The 16303-nt window shown below is 57.9% G+C and carries 18 protein-coding genes, 2 tRNA genes and 1 pseudogene; 12 read left to right on the forward strand and 9 right to left on the reverse strand.

What is annotated here, in order from left to right:
- Positions 1-187 precede the first annotated feature (187 nt).
- Entirely contained in the window at positions 188-946 is a 759-nt protein-coding gene (locus tag ACLI1O_RS00655; protein WP_239269644.1) for a hypothetical protein, read from the forward strand.
- A gap of 149 nt (positions 947-1095) precedes the next feature.
- Complete coding sequence (locus ACLI1O_RS00660; RefSeq protein WP_023024910.1) at positions 1096-1350, forward strand: hypothetical protein; 255 nt, start codon at positions 1096-1098, stop codon at positions 1348-1350.
- Positions 1351-1373: 23 nt separating this feature from the next.
- Here ACLI1O_RS00660 and ACLI1O_RS00665 read toward each other — a convergent pair whose 3' ends face one another.
- The 4 genes from ACLI1O_RS00665 to ACLI1O_RS00680 are packed head-to-tail and all read right to left on the reverse strand — an operon-like array spanning position 1374 to position 4441.
- Positions 1374-2381, reverse strand: a complete 1008-nt coding sequence (locus ACLI1O_RS00665; RefSeq protein ID WP_239269643.1) for a ThiF family adenylyltransferase — start codon at positions 2379-2381, stop codon at positions 1374-1376.
- Entirely contained in the window at positions 2378-2839 is a 462-nt protein-coding gene (locus tag ACLI1O_RS00670; protein WP_023024915.1) for a molybdenum cofactor biosynthesis protein MoaE, read from the reverse strand. Before ACLI1O_RS00670 ends, ACLI1O_RS00665 begins: the two co-directional genes overlap by 4 nt.
- Complete coding sequence (locus tag ACLI1O_RS00675; protein WP_239269642.1) at positions 2829-3308, reverse strand: MogA/MoaB family molybdenum cofactor biosynthesis protein; 480 nt, start codon at positions 3306-3308, stop codon at positions 2829-2831. Before ACLI1O_RS00675 ends, ACLI1O_RS00670 begins: the two co-directional genes overlap by 11 nt.
- The gene (locus tag ACLI1O_RS00680; RefSeq protein WP_239269641.1) at positions 3305-4441 is read right to left on the reverse strand and encodes a molybdopterin molybdotransferase MoeA; all 1137 of its coding nucleotides are present in this window, start codon (positions 4439-4441) and stop codon (positions 3305-3307) included. The genes ACLI1O_RS00675 and ACLI1O_RS00680 overlap by 4 nt, the downstream gene beginning before the upstream one ends.
- 58 nt (positions 4442-4499) lie before the next feature.
- On the opposite strand from ACLI1O_RS00680, the gene ACLI1O_RS00685 reads away from it, so the two are divergent.
- A complete protein-coding gene (locus ACLI1O_RS00685) occupies positions 4500-4760 on the forward strand; it encodes a MoaD/ThiS family protein (protein WP_023016533.1) in 261 nt (86 codons plus the stop codon).
- A 9-nt stretch (positions 4761-4769) separates the two neighbouring features.
- Here ACLI1O_RS00685 and ACLI1O_RS00690 read toward each other — a convergent pair whose 3' ends face one another.
- Both ACLI1O_RS00690 and hisC read right to left on the reverse strand, forming a co-directional pair.
- Positions 4770-5162 carry a phage holin family protein gene (locus ACLI1O_RS00690; protein ID WP_239269640.1) on the reverse strand — a complete coding sequence of 131 codons (393 nt, stop codon included), beginning with the start codon at positions 5160-5162 and terminating at the stop codon, positions 4770-4772.
- Positions 5163-6215: a histidinol-phosphate transaminase gene (hisC, locus tag ACLI1O_RS00695; RefSeq protein WP_239269639.1), complete on the reverse strand. Its 1053-nt coding sequence runs from the start codon at positions 6213-6215 to the stop codon at positions 5163-5165. It lies immediately after the preceding gene.
- A gap of 120 nt (positions 6216-6335) precedes the next feature.
- Here hisC and ACLI1O_RS00700 point away from each other — a divergent pair.
- Positions 6336-6424, forward strand: a tRNA-Ser gene (locus ACLI1O_RS00700).
- 569 nt (positions 6425-6993) lie between these two features.
- Here the strand turns inward: ACLI1O_RS00700 and ACLI1O_RS00705 are convergent.
- Positions 6994-7371: an NUDIX hydrolase gene (locus ACLI1O_RS00705; RefSeq protein ID WP_239269638.1), complete on the reverse strand. Its 378-nt coding sequence runs from the start codon at positions 7369-7371 to the stop codon at positions 6994-6996.
- A gap of 85 nt (positions 7372-7456) precedes the next feature.
- Between ACLI1O_RS00705 and ACLI1O_RS00710 the strand changes: the two genes are divergently transcribed.
- The 6 genes from ACLI1O_RS00710 (at position 7457) to ACLI1O_RS00735 (ending at position 12846) form a co-directional block, all read left to right on the forward strand.
- Complete coding sequence (locus ACLI1O_RS00710; RefSeq protein ID WP_239269637.1) at positions 7457-7819, forward strand: YidH family protein; 363 nt, start codon at positions 7457-7459, stop codon at positions 7817-7819.
- Positions 7812-8135: a DUF202 domain-containing protein gene (locus ACLI1O_RS00715; RefSeq protein WP_239269636.1), complete on the forward strand. Its 324-nt coding sequence runs from the start codon at positions 7812-7814 to the stop codon at positions 8133-8135. Before ACLI1O_RS00710 ends, ACLI1O_RS00715 begins: the two co-directional genes overlap by 8 nt.
- A gap of 124 nt (positions 8136-8259) precedes the next feature.
- Positions 8260-9624 (forward strand): magnesium transporter, encoded by a 1365-nt coding sequence (gene mgtE, locus ACLI1O_RS00720; protein WP_239269635.1) that lies wholly within the window; start codon positions 8260-8262, stop codon positions 9622-9624.
- Positions 9625-9908: 284 nt separating this feature from the next.
- The gene (locus ACLI1O_RS00725) at positions 9909-11483 is read left to right on the forward strand and encodes an SLC13 family permease (protein WP_239269634.1); all 1575 of its coding nucleotides are present in this window, start codon (positions 9909-9911) and stop codon (positions 11481-11483) included.
- Positions 11484-11535: 52 nt separating this feature from the next.
- Positions 11536-12603, forward strand: a complete 1068-nt coding sequence (locus tag ACLI1O_RS00730; protein ID WP_239269633.1) for a GTP-binding protein — start codon at positions 11536-11538, stop codon at positions 12601-12603.
- A 170-nt stretch (positions 12604-12773) separates the two neighbouring features.
- A tRNA-Arg gene (locus ACLI1O_RS00735) sits at positions 12774-12846 on the forward strand.
- Between the two features lie 128 nt (positions 12847-12974).
- Here ACLI1O_RS00735 and ACLI1O_RS00740 read toward each other — a convergent pair.
- The gene (locus ACLI1O_RS00740) at positions 12975-13427 is read right to left on the reverse strand and encodes an IS30 family transposase (protein WP_349883435.1); all 453 of its coding nucleotides are present in this window, start codon (positions 13425-13427) and stop codon (positions 12975-12977) included.
- Positions 13428-13593: 166 nt separating this feature from the next.
- On the opposite strand from ACLI1O_RS00740, the gene ACLI1O_RS00745 reads away from it, so the two are divergent.
- Positions 13594-13740, forward strand: a complete 147-nt coding sequence (locus tag ACLI1O_RS00745) for a hypothetical protein (RefSeq protein WP_239269632.1) — start codon at positions 13594-13596, stop codon at positions 13738-13740.
- 339 nt (positions 13741-14079) lie between these two features.
- Positions 14080-14376, forward strand: coding sequence for a hypothetical protein (locus tag ACLI1O_RS00750; protein WP_239269631.1), 297 nt, complete (start codon positions 14080-14082; stop codon positions 14374-14376).
- A gap of 322 nt (positions 14377-14698) precedes the next feature.
- On the opposite strand, the pseudogene ACLI1O_RS00755 reads toward ACLI1O_RS00750, so the two are convergent.
- Positions 14699-15916 (reverse strand): annotated as a pseudogene (locus ACLI1O_RS00755) (IS3 family transposase).
- Between the last annotated feature and the right edge of the window lie 387 nt (positions 15917-16303).

The raw sequence follows: 16303 nt of genomic DNA on the forward strand, positions 1-16303 counted from the left end.
ATGATGGTAAACCTGATATGCATTAGAAATTTGTCTGGAATCAGAACGGAGCCCCCTACTTCCTTTCCAAAAGTGACCCACAACAAGATGATAGTTGACTAGCTTCTGGTTCCCGCCAGGTTGCCGAATTCTCATTTTTACCTCCATTGGCGCGAATCCAGCCGCCCTAGCACTGTATGCTGCGCTTATGCCTAATTCTCTCACCTCTCCTTGCGCGATCCTGGCCGTGACCGCTGTCGCTTTTGTTTCCGGTTGCTCTAATTCCGATGAACCTAATAAGGCCGATAGCGAGCCGAATTTCACCGGATCTAGCGCGACCTCCGAGGTCAGCGAAGAATCCTCCAGTTCAAACACGGATGATGAAGGTGCTGGAGCCTCAGATTCCGCGACGGAGCCGAGCACTGCGACAGTGACGGAAAAGGCCCAGAAATCTGCGACTTCAGGGGAAAATAAGATCATCCCGGTGGAAGACTTGTACTCCTTGTGGGTACCAGCGTTGTGTGAGCATGACGCCGGCACGTTGGTGGATGGGACTTTGCCCGAGCACTTAAAGACTGGATATCCCAATGCTGCCGCCGGGCTAAAGCTCAACAAGGATGGAACCCCTAAGGGTGCTTACGCCGATATCAACGGTGATGGCAAAGATGAAGCCGTTATTACCTATGTCTGCGATCAAGGCGGCGTGGCCTGGCCGGATAACTTGCTCATTTATGACAATGACCTGAATTACATTACCCAGGTAGAAGACTGGACCCGTAATGGCATGGAGCCAGCACGCAGGCATATTAATCAGCTGGAGTGGACCGACGATACCGTGACAGTAACGTGGCGTGCCTATGGGGAAGGCGAATCGGGTGCTGTGGCCACGCAGGAACTGACGGGAAACCTCACCTTAGATGGCGACAAAGCGAACCTAGAGATGACAGGGCACCGGAAGACCTCTTAGATCAGTGGGATTCTGCTGTGGCATTTCATACCGGGGGATGACGCGCCTAGTGCGGCGCAGACTTAATCTTGGAAATGTACAGGGCAAGTCAGGTATCGATGCGGTGCTGGCTTTGTCCCAGAGATAAAAATGCTCGACGAAAGGACGTCATGAATACCTCGGAACTTTATGTAGCAGCAGCGGAATCTACTAACTCTAATGACACGTGGTGGTTCCTTGGGTTCCTTCCCATTATTTTGCTCGTCGCGTTCTGGATTGCGGCGGTTATTTCTATTATCGCTTCTGGGTACACGATTGCGGCCAAGATACTCTTTATCGCCGCTACCTTCGCCCTTCCTTTCTTGGGGCCGCTGATCTGGTTCGTCTTTGTTCGCGGCAAGGAAGACAAATACGGAAGGCCATAGGCACCCCACACTGTTTGGCGAGGCTAGGACAAATCGTGCTGTTCCAACCACGCGTTAATGCCGCCGCGCAGTGAAACAACGTGCTCGTAGCCGCGGCCGCGCAATGCGTGGACGGCTTGCGCGGAGCGGATGCCGCTAGCGCAGTAGATAACAGCGGCATCGCCCTGGCCGATGTCCGGGTTTTCGCCGGCGAGGATGCGGTCGAGGGGCAGATGCGTTGAATGAGGAATGGCAGAGCGGGCGCGCTCGGCGTCGGTGCGGACATCGATAAGCGGGGCGTGCGCGGGGATCTCGCGAACCTCGGGGGCATCGGCTGGCTGGGTAGGCTGCGCGCCGGTGGGGCGGATGGGGATATACTCCCAGGTCCCAGATAGCGCCTCAAAGTAACCGAGCGTGCCAATAAGTGGGGCACCGACGCCGGTAATGATCTTCAAAGCCTCCAAGGCCATCGCAGAACCCACCGTGCCAACGATGGGGCCCAGGACGCCGGCTTGGGAACACGACGGAACCTCGCCCGGGGCAGGAGCGGTGGGGAAAACATCCTCGTACACAGGGCCCTTGCCGGACCAAAAGACGCTCATCTGCGCATCAAAGCCCAGGATAGAAGCCCAAATGTGGGGAATGCCCAGGCTGTGGGCGGCCCATGAGCACAGGTAGCGGGCGTCGAAATTATCCGTCCCATCGAGGATCACGTCGCAGCCGCGCAGCTGCTCGAGGGCGGTGGCGGATTCTAGGCGGCCGTGGCAGATGAGCTCCACCTCAGGGTTGAGGGCCCGCACCGCCGTTGCGGCCGATTCGGTCTTTACGGTGCCAATGGAGGCGGTGGTGTGAATGACCTGCCGGTGGAGGTTGGAGGGGGAGACGAGGTCGTCATCGAAAAGCGAGATGCGGCCCACCCCGGCTCCTGCCAGGTAGAGCAGCGCCGGTGAGCCAAGCCCGCCCGCGCCGATGACCGCGACGTGGGAGTCAGCCAATTTCTGCTGGCCCTTATCACCCCACAGGGCCTCCTGGCGGGCATAGCGTGTGCTCATTCGAGGCCCACCCAGTTGATGGAGCCATCGCCGTGGCTTTGTTCCTTCCAAATGGGCACCTCGGCCTTGACTCGATCGGCACAGGACTCCGCGGCGCGGAAGGCATCGCCGCGGTGGGCAGAGGCGGCGACGACGGTAAAGGCCAAATCGCCCACCTGTAGATCGCCGGTGCGGTGGGCCGACCACAAGCGCACGGGGTGCTGGCCTGCTACTTCATCGACAATCTCGCGCAGCTTTTCTGGGGCGCTAGGGTGTGCGGAGTAAGACAGCTGAGTGACATCGGGCCGGCCGCCATCGTGATCGCGCACGATGCCCTCGAACGTGACCACCGCGCCCATGGCTGAGGTGGTGACCTCTGCTTTGGCGGCGGCAAGGAGGGGCTCGAGGGGCTGCTCGGTCAGTATGGCGCCGACAGTGAGCCCAGTCTGCGCGGCGACATAAGAAGGATCAGTGCTCATGTTTTCCTTCTAACATATCGACGATGTGGACGATTAAATCCTCTAGCACGGCGCAACTATCTTTGACTCCGCCGGTAGAACCGGGCAGGGTCATGGCAAAGGTGGTGTCATTGACGCCTGCGACCGCGCGCGAGGCCACTGCGGTGGGGATAGTCTCCAAGCCTTTATTCCAAAAGGCCATGGCGATGCCGGGAAGCTCCCGCGTGAGATGGGGCTGTACGGCATCGACGGTGAGATCGTCCGGGGTCAGGCCCGTTCCGCCGGAGGTAAGGATAACCGCGGGCTTTTCGGCGAAGGCCTGGTCCACCGCTGCGGCGATATCGGCATCGGGCACCACGCGGGCATCAGGGCAGTCGAAACCCTTGCGGCGCAGGAAATCTACTGCGATGGGGCCCGAGCGATCCTCGTAGACCCCGGCGGCGGCGCGGGTGGAGGCGACCAAAACAATGGCGGTGCGAGCAGAACTCATAGGGGATAGACCTTTACTTTTTCTCCTGCGCTGAGGCTCTTACCGGCAGGAATGCGGATGAGGTGGGTGGCATTGGCGGCTTGGGCCAGCAGGTGAGAGCTAGCACCGCCAGTAACGTGGGCTTGCGCATCGGCGTACCCGCGGCGGAATTGATCCTTGTGGGGCAGCCCCTCGATGGCGTGCGCGATTGGTACGCGATATGCCGCGGGTGCCCAGCCCAGGGTGGGGGCGACAAAGAGGCGGAAGCTCACCATGGTGGAAATCGGATTGCCGGGCAAGCAGATGACCGGGGTGCCATGGAAACTGGCGATGCCCTGCGGCCCGCCGGGCTGCTGATCCACGTGGCCAAACCAGCCGGTGAGCACCTGCCGGATGACCTCGTATTTGCCCGCAGAAATACCGCCGGAGGTGACGATGGCATCGGGGCGGTGGAGCTTAGTGGCCTCCTCCAGCGCGCGGGTGAGCACCTCCGGATCATCATCGGTGGTGACATAACCGGCGACCTCAATGCCGGCGCGGTGGGCCATAGCAGAGATGAGCGGTGCATTGGCATCGGGAATAGCAGCTATACCCGTACCAATTTCCGCGCCGCCGGTGCACACGAGGATGCGGGCGGGGCGGTAAACGGTGACCTCCTCGATGCCCTGGGAGGCCAGCGCGGCCAAGCGCACCGGGGTGAGCTTATCGCCCTTGGCGGCCAGGAGAGCGCCCTGCTCGAGGTCCGTGCCCGTCCCGCGGATGAATTGGCCCTTTTCAGTGGCCGGAACTGTAATGGTCTCGCCCGGCTGGAGGAACTCCTGCGGCTGGCACTTTTCAATCGGCACGATGGCTGCCGTGCCCTCCGGAACCTTGGCTCCGGTCATGATGGGGCTGGCGGCGCGCAAAGGGCCATCCAGCAGCTCGGCGGGATCCGCGCCTGCGGCGATGGTGGGGCCCACCTCATACGCACCGGCTTCGGTAGCAGGCAGCGCGTAGCCATCCATTTGGGAATTGCTAAAGCGCGGCGAGGGGAAGGTGGTATAGACATCGGAGGCAAGGACCATCTCCTGTGCCTGGCCCAAGGACCGGGATATGACTTCGCGCGGGCCGAGGGCAGCCGCGACCTCGTGCGCGTGGGTTTCGGGAGTGCGCATGGCGTCAAGTTTACCCGCGAGTTCGACACGTTCGAAGCCTGCGGGCATAGTAGGAAGCATGTTGACCGTTCACTATTTCGCCGCCGCTCGTGCCGCGGCTGGCGTAGCTTCGGAGCAGGTAAAAGCGCCCACCACCTTAGGCCAGCTCATAGAGCAGCTGGGCAAGGACCACACCGGCACTACGGAGGCCGGTATGAGCATGAAAGAGGTGCTGGGGCGCTGCAACTTTCTTATCGATGGCGCCGGCAACACTCAGGCGGACTCGCCGCTCATGGGCGTGACCCGCGTTGACGTGCTGCCGCCCTTCGCCGGGGGATAACCCGTTCCTTTAGACCGGCTCGCGCAGCGGGCTGGTAAAGAAATTGACCAAGCTGCTGACTAAGGACAAGACGATGGCGCCGAAGATTGCAGAGCCCCAGGAATTGACCACAAGGTGGCCAATTCCTAAGTCAAAGGTATTGAGCGTCCACTCCACGATCAGCAGGGCGGCGCCGTTGATGACGAGCGCGAATAGCCCTAGGGTAAGGCAGGTCAGCGGGGCGCCGATAAAACGCAGCACGGGCATGACCACCGCATTAATGATGATGAAAACAATGGCCACAGCAATGAAATTGCCCAGCTTATCCGGGGTGATATAAATCCCGGGGATAATGCCCACTACGACCCAGAGCGCAATCGCGATGGCGACTACATTGAGGGCAAAATTGGTCAACGAACGCATTTAGCCTCCTACGGTATCGTTCCACGCCTGCAGCAGGGCGTTAGTTTCTTCCTCGGTTGTAATAGTAATGCGTATGCCTTCGCTAAAGGCGCGAACGAGCACGCCGCGTGTGGCTAGGCGTGCGGCTAATTCCTGCGGCGTTCCTAGCCTTTCAATATTCGCCGCCGGCAGCCATACGTGGTTGGCTTCCGAGTGGGGAACGCCCCATTCTGCCAGTTCCTTTTCCACCCGTTGGCGCTGGTCACAGGTCTCTTCGGTGCGCTCGCGCAGCGAATCCTGCGCTGCTAGCGCGGCGCGGGCACCGGCCTGGGCCACGGCGTTGATGGAAAACGGAATCGCTACTTTATTCAGCGCCGCGATGACATCTTCTGGGCCATAGGCATAGCCCACGCGCACGCCGGCCAAACCATAGGCCTTGGAGAAGGTCCGCAGGAAAACCACGTTGGGATAAGTGCCAAAAAGCTCGGTGCCCAGCGGGGTATCGGAATTCCGGTTGTATTCGATATAGGCCTCATCGAGGGCAACGAGGACATCGCTTGGCACCGCGTCCATAAATTCGGCGAACTCCGCCTTAGTCACGGTGGTGCCGGAAGGATTATTCGGATTGCAGACGAAAATTAGGCGCGTATCCGCGGTAATCTTCTCCGCCATCGCGGCCAAATCCACGCGCTGGTCCGCATCGAGTGGAACTGGAATGGGGCGTGCGCCCACAACCTGGGCAAAGATGGGATAAGCCTCGAAGGAACGCCACGGAAAAATCACTTCCTCACCGGGCGTGGTGGTGATCTGTACCAATTGCTGGCACAGCGCGGAAGAACCCGTGCCTACCGCAACCTGGTCGAAGCTCACGCCTAAGTGCTCGGCCAGATCCTCACGCAACTCGGTGGCCGCGATATCCGGATAGCGATTGGCCTCGGCGGTGGCGCGGGCCATAGCCTCTGCGGCCTCAGGCAGCGGTGGCTGCGTGGCCTCATTAGAAGAGAGCTTGAGGGCATCATCGTGGCGCGCGCCGGGCACATAGCCCGGAATGGCGCGTAAGTCGGAGCGAATCATGGCTACCACTCTAGGTCGTCTCTCCTGCGCGCGTGGAAGAAAACCGGGGACAAAACCAGGGGGTTAGTTTGGCCGTGGCGCATGCGGCAGGTATTGTCTTTTACGGTTCTTTCTGAACTTGGAGATGTGCCAGAGCGGCCGAATGGGGCTCCCTGCTAAGGAGTTGACCCTTCTGGGGTCCGGAGGTTCGAATCCTCTCATCTCCGCCACACAAATCCCGGGCGAATGCGCTTGGGATTTTGTTGTTTTGCCAGCTTAAACGACAGGCCTAAACGGGGTTAAATGACAAAATGCGGTGGCCACCAATCAGGAGCCAGGCCCCCTATTCTGCAAGCGTAATACGAGTATTCCCCCGCTACGGGCATGAAATGGAAATGTAGTTCTCCGAGGGCGCTTTTGGTGCTCAAGGAGATTTTTCAGAAGGATGAACTCGTCGCGTGGTGAGTTTTTATCGTGAATAATGGAGACATGGATAAAGCGCAGAAGACAAAAACGGAGTTTTGCTCGCTTTAGCAGTCGCCTCTTTGGTGATATTTGTTTTGTGGCTGACCGATGTAATAGGCATCGGCTTAGTGACCATCTTCATTGTTGTTCTGACTGCTGCTTCTGTCGGAGTGCGCGTGTGGGCGGAGAATGCAGGGCGTCAGTCTAAATAAGTAGTAAACCACACCTTGTTGACCCCAGAGCGGCTGTTACGTCATCGCTGGTCCACGATTCTTCCCGCCGCAGGTGACGGGGTGTAGGCGTGGCTCTCTGTTGATACGCGAGCTTGACCACTTTACAGCGCCGGAAAAACCTTGCTACGCAGGAGATCGGCAAGCTCGCACTGCGGGTCGGCGGGATCGATCCAGGCGGTTTCGGCGATTTCGGCCGCGGCGTGGGCGATGACGGGGCGCGGGTAGGTAAAGATATGCCCGCGGACGGTCTGGCCCGGTTCATTGGCGGCCGGGGCAGTGAAGGTGCCGAGCTCAGTGAGTTCAGGTAGGCGTACCTGCACGCCGATTTCTTCTTCCGCCTCGCGCGCAGCGGCCTGGACAGGGCTTTCGCCTTCTTCTAGCTTGCCGCCCGGCAGCTGAAACTTTGTGGATGAGGCCTTGCGTACGCCAAGCACGTGGCCAAAGGAATTGCGGAAAACGATGGCTGCGACTTCAATCATGGCCCCGATCATAACGAGGTGACCGGCGAACAGGCTCGCGGCCTTATCGCGCTAAGGACGTGCATTGAATATAAGGTAGGAAGGCATGAGCGATTCGAGGTTTCCCCGCTCGGTATTTGGGGTAGGAAGTGACCCTGATCCGCGTTTTACGCTGGCGAATGAGCGCACCTTCCTCGCATGGATTCGCACCTCGCTCGCGCTGATTGCCGGGGGAGTGGCCTTGGAGGCTTTCGATGTGCCGCTACCGGCGACCCTGCGCGCGGTGGTTTCCGCATTCATGCTGGTGGTGGCGATTGTGCTGCCGATAGTCGCGTGGGTGCAATGGAAGCGGGCTGAGCGTGCCTTGCGGCAACAGCGCCCGCTGCCCTTTAGCATCGCCATCCCGGTGCTGGTGGGCACCATCGTCGTTATCGCGGCCGTGCTGCTGGTAGGAGAGTTACTTGCCTAGCCCGCAGCCGCATGGGGAGCTCTTTGACCCCGGCTTGCAGCCCGAGCGCACCCGCCTATCGTGGCAGCGCACCATCCTCGCGCTGGCGGTGATACTCCTAGGGGTCATGCGGGTGGTCAGCGTTAGTGTGTTTCTCCCGTTGCTGGCGCTCGCGGCGGGCGTGCTGGTGCTGATCTTGGCGGTGAGGAAGCGGGCATCGCTTGTCGATGCCTCCCTGCGCACCCACCGCCACCTCCCCAGCGCCGCCGTCTTGGCCAGTAGCGCGGGGCTGGTCTCCCTGCTTGCGGCCTTTGCCTTGTGGGGTGTTTTTGCCTAAAGGCAGATTTTTCCCCGCAGCGCTGTGTGCTGATGGGAGATACGCGTAATCTATGTGGGGCTATATCAATTACGGCGGCCACCGGTGCCGCGGTATGAGGGGCGAGAAGGGCAAGGTGACGGCGATGGCGGATACTACTGAGCAGGCCAGCGATACGGTCGAGGCATGGTTGAAGCAGGATTCTGCCATTGACCCGCAAAAAGCGCCCCGCTTGCAGGCGTTGCTTGATGAGGTGCCACTGCAAGAGCTCATCGCCATCGTCGAGCGGCAAAATGCCATCCGCGCCGCGCTGGCCCTGCGCTTGTTGCCGCGGCGTAAATCCATCGTGGTATTTGATGCCCTGGATGCCAAGCACCAGGCAGATATCATCGATGAGCTGGGAAATGCTGATGTTTATGAGTTCTTCGATGAACTCGAGCCAGAAGACCGCGTGGCCCTTTTGGATGAGCTGCCGGCGGAAATCGCGGATCGGCTGCTGCGCTCGCTTACCAAATCAAAGCGGGATGTCACCGGGGTTGTCCTGGGCTATACCAAGGGCTCGGTGGGCCGCCGCATGTCGCCCGAGGTCCCCGGCATCCATCCCGAAATGAGCGTGGAGGAAGCGCTGCGGACCCTGCGTGCGAAGGCCGATGAGCTGGAAACCATCTATGCGGTGCCCATCACCCGCGCGGACCGCCGCCTAGTGGGCGTGGTGACGCTGCGGGAGATTTTTACCGCGGAGGAGGGCACCACGATTGGGGAGATCATGCAAAGCCCCATCTATGCCAACGCCAATGATGATGCGGAAGCCACAGCTAGGTGGTTCCTGCCGCTCGATATTTTGGCATTGCCCATCGTGGATGATTCGGACCGCCTGGTAGGCCTTTTGACCTGGGATGATGCCATTGACATCGTCGAAGCAGAAGATAGCGAGGACTCAGCGCGCGCCGGCGGTACCGAGGCCCTGCAGCAGCCGTACCTGTCCACGCCGCTATTAAAATTGGTGAAGTCCCGCATCGTGTGGCTGCTGGTTCTGGCGGTGTCCGCGCTGTTGACCGTGCGGGTCCTGGACGCCTTCGAGGACACCTTGGCGCAGGCCGTGGTGCTTTCCCTGTTTATCCCGCTGCTGACCGGTACCGGCGGCAATACGGGAAACCAGGCAGCAACGACGGTCACCCGTGCGCTGGCGCTTGGCGATGTCCGCGGGCGCGACCTCCTTGCCGTTCTCTGGCGCGAGCTCCGGGTAGGCATGCTGCTTGGTGCAGTATTGGGCTTGGCAGGGTTCGGCCTGGCAACGGTGGTCTATGGCGTAGATATTGGCCTAGTCATTGGCTCGACGCTGTTTTTAATCTGCTCCATATCCGCCACGGTGGGCGGGCTGATGCCCATCGTTGCAAAGACCATTGGCGCGGACCCTGCCGTATTTTCCAATCCGTTTATCTCCACGTTCTGCGATGCCACGGGTCTGATTATTTATTTCCTCATCGCCAAGTCCGTGCTCGGGCTATAAAGGCCCCCTGGCACACGGGGCCTGGCGCGCCGGGCGGGGGTAGCGAACCGGTGGGGAAAATTTCACATTGTGAGTAGCTGCGGTGTGTGAATTTTAAATGCGGTGGGGGTGAATTCAGTAAAGTTTGTGGTTTCTGGTGCAAATGTTTTGTAGGGTCTTAGTATGCTCTGCACGGACTGAATGATGTTCGGGATGCACCAAGGATCCGGCTCGATTGCTGGTAATTGACAGAGCTATCACACCCCCGCCCTGCTAAAAGTCTCTCTAGCAAAGGAGTTCGCGGCATGACCACCCCGCATACTCACGAATCTACCGCCCAATCAGAGGGCGCTGAGGATCCGGGTGCCCCACGCAATGAATGGCGCCGCCAGTTCATTGGCCTTTTCATCGGCCTCGCCCTGGCCATCCTCGTATTTTTCATCTTCCCTTCAAATGCCATCGATACGGTCCAGCAGTCCACCGGCGTGGACGAGGAAGCCGATTACACGCTAAGCGCCATCCGCACCGTTGCGGCGGTCACCATCCTCATGGGTGTGTGGTGGATGACTGAGGCCATCCCGCTGGCTGCCACCGCGCTGATTCCGCTGGTCATCTTCCCGCTCGCAAGCGTGGGCACCATTAAGGAAGTCGGCGCGCCGTATGCCTCTGCCACCATTTTCTTGTTCATGGGTGGCTTCCTTATCGCGCTTTCGCTGCAGCGCTGGAACCTGCATCGCCGCCTTGCGCTTTATGTGGTAAAGCTCATCGGCACCTCGCCGCGCCGCCTCATTTTGGGCTTCATGCTGGCCACCGGCTTTTTGTCCATGTGGGTATCGAATACCGCAACGGCCGTCGTCATGCTGCCGATTGGTACGTCCGTGCTGGCGCTTACCGCAGAGACCGTTGGCGGTTGGGATAAGCAGAAGAAATTCGCCACCGCCCTCATGCTGGGCATCGCGTACTCCGCCTCCATCGGCTCGCTGGGTACCCTGATTGGTACACCGCCGAATGCCTTCTTGAATGCGTACATGGCCGATACCTGGGACGTCACCCTCGGCTTTGGTCGTTGGATGGCCGTCGGCGTGCCGCTGGCGCTTGTCTTCCTACTCATCGCATGGGCGCTGTTGATTACCATCTTCAAGCCGGAAATGACCGAAATCCCCGGCGGCCGCGAGCTCATCAACGAGGAAATCAAGGCGCTGGGCTCATGGACCCGCCCGCAGATCATGACCGGCATCATCTTCGTCCTAGCCGCCCTGGCCTGGGTAACCCTGCCCATCGTCCTTGGCGATTTTGATAATTATGACGATGCCATCGTCGGCATCGCCGCAGGTATCCTCCTGTTCATCCTGCCGGCCGATTCGGAGCGCCGCATCCGCCTGCTGGATTGGAAGACGGCCAATGAAATGCCATGGGACGTCCTCCTCCTCTTCGGCGGTGGCCTCTCCTTGTCCTCGGCCTTCAACTCCTCCGGTTTGTCCCTGTGGATCGGTGAGATGGCCAAGGGGCTCAGCTCCCTGCCCATCGTGCTCATCGTCGCAGCCGTGGCCGCCCTGGTCCTCTTCCTGACGGAGATCACCTCCAATACCGCCACCGCGGCCACCTTCATTCCCATCATGGGCGGCGTCGCCGTGGGCGTGGGCCTGACCACCGAAGGCGATATCAACGTCCTGCTGCTCACCATCCCGGTCGCCTTGGCCGCAACCTGTGCCTTCATGCTGCCGGTGGCAACCCCGCCGAACGCCATTGCTTATGGTTCCGGCTACGTCAAGATTGGCGAGATGATCAAGGGCGGCGTTGGACTCAACGTCATCGGTATCTTCCTCATCACCCTTACCGTCTTCCTGCTGGCGGTACCGATCTTCGGGCTGACGGTCTAGACATTAAGCACCTCAGTAGCCATCCTTTAATGAAAAACGTTACCATTAAAGGATGGCTACACCTGTTACCGTGCTGTCCGGATTTTTAGGCAGCGGAAAGACCACGCTACTTAACCACCTGCTCGCGAACCGGGAGGGGCGCAAGCTGGCGGTCATCGTCAACGATTTTTCTGAGGTCAATATCGATGCCGCCCTCGTCGCCGGCGAAGGCCACCTCGAACGCGGCGAGGATCGCTTCGTGGAGCTGTCGAATGGCTGCATCTGCTGCACCCTGCGTGAAGACCTCATCGAGTCCGTGGGCAAGCTGGCGCGCTCCGGCCGCTTTGATCAGATCGTCATCGAATCCACCGGCATTTCTGAGCCCATGCCCGTGGCTGCCACCTTTGAGTGGGAATTTGCCGATGGCACCACGCTTGCCGATGCCGCCCCCATCGACACCATGGTCTCCCTCGTCGATGCCTCCACCTTCTTAAACCAATTGCGCCGCGGCCGCAGCCTCGTCTCCGAAAGCATCGAGGCTACGCCCCAAGATGACCGCACCATTTCTGATCTCTTAGTGGACCAAGTCGAATTCGCCGACCTTATCCTCATTACCAAGACCGATCTTGTCGATGCCGCCGAAACCGAGCGCGTCATCGCCGCAGTCCGCGCCATGAATCCACGGGCTCGCGTGGTGCCGGTGACCCACGGGGTCATCGAACCGGGGCTAGTTCTCGATGCGCATTTGTTCAATACCGCCACCGCTGCCGCCTATCACGGCTATGCCGAAGAGCTTGCGAACCCACACACTCCAGAAACCGAGGAATACGGCATCTCCTCAGTCGTCTTTCGCGCCGACCGCCCCTTTAACCGCGAGCGCCTCATCGCCGCCCTCCGGGCAAGCACGGGCCTCGTGCGGTCCAAGGGGTATTGCTGGATCGATACCGATCTGCGCGTGGCCCACGCGTGGCAGCAGGCCGGGCCAAACCTGCAGATTATGCCCGCTTCTTTATGGGCCGCCAATGGTGTAACCCCCGGCACGGAGCTCGTGCTCATCGGCGTCGACTTCGATCATGAATCCACCCTGCAGGCCTTTCAAGACGCCCTGCTTTCCGATGCCGAAGCCTCCGCCCTTGTATAGCCTCCCCTCGCCCTCCACACCGAGCTCAAGCGTGAACGGCGGGTGAACAATACACCGCTGGCTATCCCGCCGAACACGGCTCTGTACAGGCGATTTGTTAGTTTTCAGGTCCGTGGGTATAGTAAATTCTCGTTGCACAGCAGAGCATACGCGCTGCTTCACAACGGACTGCGCCCGTAGCTCAACGGATAGAGCATCTGACTACGGATCAGAAGGTTGGGGGTTCGAATCCCTCCGGGCGCACAAAATTTCGAATCTCGAGACATCATCTCCAAGACGGTGTCTCGAGATTTTTTATTTCCGGGCTTATTCTCGGAGTGGGCGAGGAGTGTCGGAGGCTTGGATTCTAGGGGTCGTTGCAACGATGATGGTTACTTTGGTGTGATACTACCGGTTTGTGTCAGGGCGTTGGTCATGACTTCGGCTGGGGTGCGCCAGTTGAGCGCTTTGCGTGGTTTGTGGTTGTGTATGTTGGCGATCATCTCCAGGTCCTCGGCGCTGTAGATGGACAGGTCGCTGTTTTTGGGAAGGTTTCTCCTGAGCCTGCCGTTGGTGTTTTCGTTGCTGCCGCGTTCCCACGGTGATCCTGGATGGCAGAAGTAGATGGGAATGTCAGTGGCCATGGTAAAGGCTTTATGGCCTGCCATTTCGCTTCCTTGGTCCCAGGTAATTGATGACCAGAGTGCTTTATCGATTCCAGCGACAGCCTTGTGCAGGGCTGTGAATACTTCTTTGCTGGTGTGCCTGCCTGGCAGGTGGCCAAGGACAACAAATCGGCTGACGCGTTCGAGTAGCAGCCCGATTGAAGCAATGCATAAATTAATTTATGCATTCACAAAAAGGTCTTGCGGGAAACGGAGAGTTAGACCATCATAATTAATGAGACAGGGTTTCCTTTTTGGTTCATGCCTCACTTGACACCAACATCAGCACCAAAGGTTTCATTCTCTCCCGTCGCAAATCTTCCAAACACATTTGAATGGCGTTGCCGTGAAAGTAAAGAAATTTTTATCCGCCACTTTGGCGGCATTTATCGGATTACTTGTTTCCCCCACTGCAGTGGCCGCTCAGCCAATTGACTGGACCATCAGCCAAACAATCATTGGCCCGAAAGGCGAGATCTTCCACTCCGCGTAGGACAAGGAGATGAACCCGGCAGTGTTGGTTTTGGGCTTTCTCACATCAAAGACAGTCACGACGGTTTCGTTCCAGCCACTACAGAGATTGACACAGTTTTACATAACGCCCCCGACTGCAAAGGCGGCTTAAATGCAGGAAATGGCAAGAAAAAATGCTCTTACCCAATCAATGGAAGAGTTATGACGGTTGTTGCCACAGAACGAGTAGATCCCGCAAGCGGAGACGGCCGACCTGTCGGAATAATCACTGCTTTCTACCGCTAGGAGAATAGTCATCAATCAATTTGTTTCTATCACGACTGATGAAATCAAGTTTTTGAAAAATATATCCACCCAAATGTTTCAAGACACCATACTTCCAGAGGAAACAATTTTAGCCGGAGTCGGCATCCAAGCGGGAAGAAACAGCGGCTCCCCCGAAAATCAGCTCTGGTACCACTTCGACCTCTTTAACCCTAGACTTCACGAAGGAAAAGTCGTTCGCCTTTGGGGAAGATTCCCTGATTTAAGTAGAAATGAAGAATCTATCGAGTGGGATGAAATACTTCAGGGCTCTGGTTTCGTAGAGATGTTCCTTACCTCAACTCCCGAAAAGGATAAATTCAATTCTATGGAATATATCCAGAAAGGATGATTGTCAATGACATGGAAAAGGGTCTCATTTTAATGGGCTGCACTTTACTAACTGCAGTGTTCCCTGTCACCGCCCACGCATCTGAAAATAATCAGTATCAACCTGGGGACACCGTGCCACTCTCTGTCGACCCAGACGGTTTTCTCCCCGACGCAACTAAGGGCGGAATTAGTTTCTTTTCCGCTTCGTCCCCGGTTGCTACCTGCGTTAACGTCCAGCCAAGTGCTGACAACGTAAAAGTAACAAATAACTGCCCAGGGAAACAGGGAATCAAAGTGGGGTTGCCCGCAAATCGTGGACACGTAGTAGAGCTACCTAGCGGTTAGGCAGCGATTTTTTCTTCGTTTCTGGTTTGGGTGATGTGATTTTCGAAATCGACAGGGCTGACCATCCCAAGGGCGGAGTGCCGGCGCCGACGGTTGTAGACTACTTCAATCCAGTAAGCCACAGCCTGACGCGCAGTATCGCGGGTTGCCCAGCGTTTCCGGTCGTAGAACTCGGTCTTAAGCGTCGACCAGAACGACTCGGCCATCGCGTTATCGAAACACACCCCAGTGCGCCCTACCGACTGAGCAACCCCTAGGTTGCGGCACACGTCCCAGAGCTGCTCGCTGGTAAATTGTGTTCCCCGGTCAGCGTGAAACACCAGCCCCTCAGGAACATCACTACGCAGTGTATGTGCCATCCGCAGCGCTCGTTCGACCAGGTATGTATCTTGCACGCTATCCATAGCCCAGCCCAGTACCCTGCGGGAATGACCGTCGCGAACTGCGCATAAGTACAACCAGCCCTCGCCGGTGCGCAGGTAGGTAATGTCCGACATCCATACTCGATTGAGCTCGCCGGTATCAAACATGCGCTTTACCAGGTCAGGAAGAGCAGATTTACGCTTAGATTGAATCGTTGTCACCGGCACAAAAGCACGCGGTGAAATCCCTTCAATGCCCATCAGACGCATCCGCTTGGCCACAGTCTTGCGATTCACACTGATCTGGTAGCGCTCACCTAGCTCTGCGGTGATCCGCGGAGCACCATAGACCTCATCGGAGTCTTTCCAAATCTGATGAATCTTGCGATCAACATCATCGTAAAATGATGCACGATCATCCTTACCGGTTAAGCGTTGCTGCTGTATATGGGTCCATTTGTAGTATCCAGACCGAGATACCTTCAACAAGCGTGCCATGCGCTTGATGCTGTAGTTAGCCTTCTCCTGCTGCATTAATTCGAACTTTTCTCTTCGCGTTGCCTTAAAGCGAAGAAGGCTGTCGCTTTTGACAAAAACTCATTATCCATCTTGGCTTCTGCCAGCTCACGACGCAGACGAGCATTCTCCGCACGAAGATCAGCCTCGCTTAATCCATCGGAAGATCCTTAGGCGTTGACGCTCATTTTTTACCCATCGGCCTAAAAGACCAGGTGCGACACCAATTTCTTTCGCTACATGAGCAATTGGGCGCTGCGATTCGATTACCAGGTTCGCGGCTTCGCGTCGATACTCAGGTGTGTATTTCTGGCGTTGTTGACTCACAATGAACATCCTCTCTTACGGACACAAGATCCGCACTAATCGGGTGTCCACTAAACGAGGGTAACCTCAAAAGTCTTAATCGCTTTCGGCAAAGATTCTGAATGCGTATATCTCGAACCTCACGCAACGCACGATCATCACTTCGGCAGCTGGTTGAACCACAGAGCAAGGTTTGATGGAGTTGTTTCCTGCTAATGCTCAAGAATATCTAGGATAGGTATAGTCAGCCTGATTGTCGCGTACACGGTCGGTCTGGGACAATAAAATAACCCCAACCAAGGTCCAAGTTGGTTGAGGTTATCGGACCTAAAGACCCAAGTGAAGCAAGGCGTTAACTAGCTTCACCGTTACGGTCACAAGTGCTATGACCTTGATTGCCACATCGAGCCGCTTAAG

This window comes from Corynebacterium sp. LaCa78, assembly GCF_046717505.1.
Classification (GTDB): Bacteria; Actinomycetota; Actinomycetes; order Mycobacteriales; family Mycobacteriaceae; genus Corynebacterium.